General features: G+C 70.8%; 2 protein-coding genes. One reads left to right on the top strand and one right to left on the bottom strand.

The features are described from left to right. Positions 1-206: hypothetical protein (locus MXD58_RS27645; protein WP_250611063.1), on the bottom strand; the 206-nt coding region annotated here is incomplete at its 3' end. Between the two features lie 499 nt (positions 207-705). Between MXD58_RS27645 and mscL the strand changes: the two genes are divergently transcribed. Then, complete coding sequence (gene mscL, locus MXD58_RS27640) at positions 706-1,077, top strand: large conductance mechanosensitive channel protein MscL (RefSeq protein WP_248840134.1); 372 nt, start codon at positions 706-708, stop codon at positions 1,075-1,077. The last annotated feature ends 286 nt before the right edge of the window (positions 1,078-1,363 follow it).

The raw sequence follows: 1,363 nt of genomic DNA, 5'->3' as shown, positions 1-1,363 counted from the left end.
GTTGCAGCCCGCCCGTCCGCGCCGAGACCGGGCCGGTGGGTCGCCGGCCGCCCACGGGTGGCACCAGGGCGCGGCGGACCGACGTCGAGGATCCGCCGGGTGCGGGTGTCCCGCCTGCTCTGGCCGCGCCCGGGGCCTGCCCCGGTCCCGGCCTGCCCGGCTGTCCGTTCGGGCCAGCCGATGGGGGGCTCGGCGGCGGCTGCCACCGCGGGTCCGGCCCGTATCCCCGGTCGTAGGGGTCGTAGGGGTCTCCCGCCGGGCCGGGGCCGGCCGCCGCGGCCTGGTATGGGCCGGTCGCCGACGGATCGCCCGGGCCGTACTCCCAGCCGGTGTCAGGACCGGCGGGTTCGGGCGAACCGAAGGGGTAGGGCCCCGACCGGCCGTTCGGCGGGTGGGCTGCGTTGGTTCGGACCGCGTCGTCGGGGTCCGGGCCGCGATAGCGGGGCTGCCGGGGATCTTCGTCCCAATGGGACCGTCGCGCACCGTCCGTCACCAGACGACCTCCGATCCCGAGCCCTGAGCGCATCCATTCGTCCCACCGGTGTACCACGGATTTCCCTGGACGTTGCGCGCGCCTGGTTGACAACCGCCCATCAGGGACATAGGGGCTTGGTCGGACAGCTCTGACGTGCACCGATATCCTCCCATCACACACCAGCACCTCAAGGGGGGGCACCGTCAGTGAAGGGCTTCAAGCAGTTCCTCATGCGGGGGAACGTGGTCGACCTGGCCGTGGCCGTGGTCGTCGGCACCGCGTTCACCGCGGTGGTCACGTCACTCGTGAACAACATCTTCACGCCGCTGATCGCCGCGATCTTCGGAAAGCCCGACTTCTCCGCACTGACATTCAAGATCAATGGAAGCGTCTTTCGTTACGGCACGTTCATCAACAGTCTGATCGCGTTCATCTCCGTCGCCACAGTGATCTACTTCGTCGTCGTGCTCCCGCTGAAGACCCTCAACGACCGGCGCGCACGGGGCCAGGTGCCGCCCGAGGAGGAACCGGTGCTGACCGACGAGGCCCGCCTGCTCATCGAGATTCGTGATCTACTGGCAGGGCGCCGGCCCGACGCCTGACCGGCCGCCCCCGGAACGACCGCGCGGCCGAGTGGACGCAGGGCCACTCAGCCGAACGTTGGTCGGCATTCAGGAATCGCTCAGGCTAGCAAGGGAAAGTGCCTACCATGACACCGCGTCCACCCTTCAGCGACAGCGCCGATGACGCCCCGCTGGGTGGCGGCCGGGAGGGGTCCGGCGCCGGGCACGACTCGCCGTCCCCCTGGGCCCCACCTGGTCGGGCTCTCGATCCTCTCCGGGGCGCATCTCGACCTGGTGCCCGACGTGCTCGACGGGCTGCGGGCCG

This window comes from Frankia sp. AgKG'84/4 (genome assembly GCF_023242965.2).
Lineage (GTDB): Bacteria > Actinomycetota > Actinomycetes > Frankiales > Frankiaceae > Frankia.
This window is presented reverse-complemented; position numbering and strand designations above follow the sequence as displayed.

Excerpts from the sequence above, each read along its gene's own strand:
- mscL (WP_248840134.1), top strand. The coding sequence starts at position 706 with ATGCGGGGGAACGTGGTCGACCTGGCCGTGGCCGTGGTCGTCGGCACC.